The organism is Sedimentibacter sp. (assembly GCF_033447055.1).
Lineage (GTDB): Bacteria > Bacillota > Clostridia > Tissierellales > Sedimentibacteraceae > Sedimentibacter.
In genome coordinates this window covers 1-4,950 of sequence record NZ_JAWQJF010000158.1, presented here as the reverse complement: position 1 = coordinate 4,950, position 4,950 = coordinate 1, and the positions used below count along the sequence as shown (strand labels likewise).

Annotated in this window: 3 protein-coding genes and 3 pseudogenes; all 6 read right to left on the bottom strand. The window is 32.3% G+C overall.

Translation table 11 applies throughout. The features are described 5' to 3' along the window. Positions 1-870, bottom strand: a pseudogene (locus SA378_RS11040) (AAA family ATPase); the annotation flags it as partial. 233 nt (positions 871-1,103) lie between these two features. Continuing rightward, positions 1,104-1,985 (bottom strand): proline iminopeptidase, encoded by an 882-nt coding sequence (gene pepI / locus SA378_RS11035; protein WP_318526033.1) that lies wholly within the window; start codon positions 1,983-1,985, stop codon positions 1,104-1,106. Between the two features lie 433 nt (positions 1,986-2,418). Continuing rightward, positions 2,419-2,835 carry a hypothetical protein gene (locus tag SA378_RS11030; RefSeq protein ID WP_318526032.1) on the bottom strand — a complete coding sequence of 139 codons (417 nt, stop codon included), beginning with the start codon at positions 2,833-2,835 and terminating at the stop codon, positions 2,419-2,421. A gap of 179 nt (positions 2,836-3,014) precedes the next feature. Next, a pseudogene (locus SA378_RS11025) lies at positions 3,015-3,323 on the bottom strand (Spx/MgsR family RNA polymerase-binding regulatory protein); the annotation flags it as partial. A 181-nt stretch (positions 3,324-3,504) separates the two neighbouring features. Beyond that, entirely contained in the window at positions 3,505-4,518 is a 1,014-nt protein-coding gene (locus SA378_RS11020) for a DUF697 domain-containing protein (protein ID WP_318526031.1), read from the bottom strand. A 240-nt stretch (positions 4,519-4,758) separates the two neighbouring features. Continuing rightward, positions 4,759-4,950 (bottom strand): annotated as a pseudogene (locus SA378_RS11015) (hypothetical protein); the annotation flags it as partial.

Sequence of the window (4,950 nt, the reverse complement as noted above, 5' to 3'; positions counted from 1 at the left end):
TTTTGCTACTTTTTTTATATTATTTATAAGACTTAAAGTCTCATTACTTTTTCCAATAATATTCTTTGTCTCAAATGTTTTATGAGTGGATGTTGCTTCGTAAATATCAGATTTAAACGATTTCATGTCCTTAAATACAAAGATGTTTTTATAAAGTTTGTCTTTTAATCCAAGGGGATACATTCCACCAATGGCAACTATGGTTTTACCTTCTATCTCAATTTTATATTCAGCTATATTACTTATTGAGTCTCCTGTGCTACTTACTATTATTTCTTTACCTACTAATTCAGATAAACCCAAGTGTTTTCTTGCATTATCATTATCGGACCTGATTATATTATCATCACCAATTACAACAACACCTTGATCCATATAATTAATTACACTGTTAAGAATATCTATTATTGAGCCAAATATTTCTTTATTTCTTTCTTCCATGACCTTAGCTGCAATAAAGTAGGATATTTGTTTAATAAATTCTAGAAATAATTTTTCATTTTGAAGTACTAATGTTTTCTGTTCTTCTGTACTTCCAACCAAACCAATAACTCCAATTATTTCCTCTTCTATCTCTATCGGCATTGAGATTTCAATTTTTTCTTTGCAATTATTCTTGCTGGGGCAGCTTCTACAAAGCACATCCTCCCCTGGACAATATATCACCTTAGTTTCTCCAGTTTTTAGAATATGCTTGTACACATAACCTTCATCTGACATATCAGTACTTATTTTACCTGCATAAATACCAGTACCTGCCACTCTAAAAAGATTATTGTCCACTACCTCCACATCTACTCCTGAAACCTTAGATATAACATCAGCATATTGCTGAACTGTATCTTGAATTCTACTTAAGATAAAACCCATACAACCACCCTTTTTTATTATAAATATAAAAACATATACCGAAATTTATTCTATCATTCTTATATCATTTTTACAACGAAGAATTAGGCACAACAGCAATTTAGTCACATGCTTTTAAAAAATTATTTCTTATAATTTCTTTTAGTGTTATCATAACACCTCATCTTTTATATGTTTTTTTGTATTTTCAAAAATAATTACAACTACAGCAAGAGTTTGTAGTAGGAATAATATTAATCGTTTTTATTTAACCATTTATCAAGTACTTTAATATATTTTTCATTTTCTTCTACAAATGGCATGTGGCGACTGAATTCAAATAATTCCCATTCTGAATTTGGAATCCTGTCATACATTGTTTTAGCAATAAGTGGTGAACAAAGATCAAGTAATCCGCTGATAATTAAACAAGGTTCTTGAATATCTTCAATTTCTTTAATAAATTCGAAGTTTTTTAATGTACCTGATGGACTGAATTCATTTTGCCCCCATGCTGTTATATAAGATTCTGTTCCGGTAATTTTTGTACGTCTTAAGCACTCTGGTGAATCAGATTCCACATCTCCTGCATAATAACGACGCATGAATTCTCTTTCAGCTTCTGTATAATCTTTTAAAGAATAATCTCCCGTTTCTTCAGCTTTTTTAATAGCTTCTTGCATTTTTTCAGGAAGATATGCAACTCTTCTTCGTTGCTCTTTTTCCCATAATGAGGCTGATGGCAGCGTGCTCGATAGTATATAGCTTTTTATTCCCCTTGGTTTGTACTCGCATGCATATTGGATTGTCTGCATTCCGCCCCATGATTGACCTAGTAAATGTATTTCATCTAATCCTAAGTGTTTACGCAATGCAATTAGTTCTTTAATCCATGTTTCCGCTTTCCATAGGTCAGGACGAGAAGGGGTTGAAGATAATCCACATCCTAGCTGGTCGTACATTATGATAGCGCGTCCATCTTCTGCCATTTTATCAAGGACTTCAAAGTAATTATGAGTTGATCCTGGTCCACCATGTAATAAAACTAAAGGTTTCTTATTTCCGGTGCATTCACCTACTATACGATAATACGTTTTATATTCTAAATAAGTCATGTAACCTTCTACAATTTTCAAGAAAATCTCCTTTTATTTCTATTTATTTTGTGGAACAACAATTATATCATTTTGTTCCTAACCTTTACTAATTATTTATACACTTTCCAAATAACCAATCTTAAATCATAATTAATGAACCCTAACCCGGTATCCTGAAATAAATAGTTGTAGAATATGTTGTCGGGAGGATTATTATTCCTTCTTGGTCTTATTGGTATTATTAAGCCACTTAACATCTTCTCTTATGACTGGTCTTATTCCATATTTCTCGTCAAATTCCTTTAATATATTTTCCCTTGCTTCCTTCGAAGTTTTTATATTGGATATTAAATTTTCAGGAATACCGTATGTGAAAGGACAATTGGCTATACAGATTGCACAGTCTGTTCCTAAGCTTCTCCATCTGCGATAGCAGTCTTCAGCATTAATTTTCCATCTTAATACTCCATCCTTACTTATGTTTATTATTTATTTCCTCACCATAATTCTCTTCGTGTCTGCCTCTGTGAGAATAATAATGATAATCCTTCATTTCAGTTATACCGACTAATTTTGCATTGTAAAATTTTGCCAGTCCCTTAATTTTTTCTGTAATTTCGGCTGGGTTCACATCTATTTTATCTTTAGCAGGAGTACCTTCACTGAATTTTCTTATATCACTTAAATATTTAAAAGCAGCATCTACCATGGGTGAATTAACTTTATCAAACATTACTGAACCTTCACCGCCCATGGAAGGTAATTCTCTTAGCGAATCATCTATTTCTTTCATTTCAGGGTTTTTATTGTAATAATCAAAATAATTTTCGCTGCCTTCTTTGTAATTCATTCTTGCAAACATTACATCTCGTTCATCATATTGCTTCATTATGTACTCCTTAGTTTAAAATCCAAAAATTTTAGTCGTAAGCTTTTAAAAGAAAAAATGTTTAATTACATAATACAGCGATACACCTGCTGCCAGCAGGATATATTTCATAACTCAAGGCGAGCATTTATACCACGGTTTTTTATTACTTTTCATACTAATTCCCCCAAATAATCTATTTATAACAATTTCTTATTCCACTCATCTTCCTTGAATCCAACAAGGACTATGTTTTCTCCAACAAGGATAGGCCTTTTTACCAGCATGCCATCTGTTGCTAAAAGTTTAATTTGCTCCGCTTCTGACATTTCAGCAAGTTTTTCCTTAATATTCAAATCTTTATACAAAGTACCGCTGGTATTGAAAAACTTTTTTATTGGATATCCGCTTTTCTCTATCCATTGTTTTAATTCATCTTCAGTAGGATTTTCTTCCTTTATAGGTCTTTCCTCAAATTCAATATTACTTTTTTCAAGCCAAGACTTGGCCTTTTTACAAGTATTTCACCTTGTATAACAAATATACTTATATTTCATTTTTTTCTATCCTCCTATGCTTCCTGATATAATTCTTTTCTATCGACTTCATTATCCGGTTTTTTATCATTCTTTTCAGCATAAATAACCAATTCTATTCATATCTGCAAACGGCCATACCATAACTTTATTTCTAGTCATTGTGAGTAACAGCGACTTCTTCATCGGGTGTCTTTGTCCTTAAATTAAATTTTCCTATTAAATACTCCTTTGTGCCGCGAGGGGCTTTGATGATAGATTTTAACACTGCCTTCGACCATACTCCGATTATAGATTTAAGATCATGAGATATGATTTCTCCCAATATTTTACATGCCTGTACAGTTGCAATTTTCGCCAAACTCTTAGGTTCAGTCTTTGTGATGCTTCTGCAGTAATATTGTGTTAACACACCGACCCTTAATACTAGCAATGTATTCAGTGTTCCTTCCAATATGGAATCCGCCACCAAAGATGTAATAAAGCTTAAACCGGGTACAGCACTTCCAAGTGCTCCGGTAACAACGGCAGGAAGGATTTGTCCCAGTTGTTCTGCCACTATATCCAAATCATCAATTTGCCTTGCTGCCAGTACGGTGCCGAACACATTTGTATAAAGCTTGAGAACATCATGCAGGGCAGGTCTTTGGTTATACAGCGAGGCTATTTGCCACACGAGTTTTATGGAAGCCATAAACACAAAAATTCCGTCCAGTGAACCATTTTGAGAAACAGCAGTAGTTGTAAATACTCCGGTTGCGCTGAATTTTATCAATCTTTGCGATTCTACGTCTATTTCTTTCAATGCTTCATTGACTGATTCAATATCTGACTTATTGTCATCCCATTCATAATGTATCTTTTTCAAGTACTTATTTTTCATCAATCTTTTTCTAAATTCCATTATGTACTTCTTATATTCTTCCTTGTTGTTTTCATCCGGCATAACCAGAGGCTTATCCATTTTGAACAAAATCAATGTGATTGAAATAATTGCCGCCAGTCCTAACGCTGAAAAAATAACAAGTACAAAGATTCCAAAGTAAGGATGAAGTTTTGAAGCCATATTTACGAGCTGTGAAACCTGGTTTATCATTGTAGTAACAAACGATATAAGCAATATGACAGTCACCGTCAAAATTAAATTTAAATATGACTTTTTATCCATTTTATCCTGGTTTCTAAAAACATAACATTTCATAACGTTATGTTTTTTCATCTTATTTAATTTATAAGACGGTGGTTTCACAGGATTCAACCACTAAGATTAATACTTTCGTAATAAAACCTCGCATAGCCTTAATTTATTTTTTCAATTAAGTTCAACAAGATTGCAGCTGTTAACCGCTCCTAATATGTTATTCCACCAAAGCCTTTCATCTTAGTGTTCTTTGGCAGTTTTTTTATATTAAGATGCTAATCCCAGTGTTTGTTTTCTGTTTTTAATCCACAAATCAGGTTTTTCACCTACCTTTCTTTTTATAATATTATTTATAATTGCCCATTTTGACCATTCATTTTTTTTATTAAATTCTTCTTTGTTGTATATTAGTTTATTCTTTAATATCTTTGGAACTTTTTCTTTTAGTTTATAGCTTCT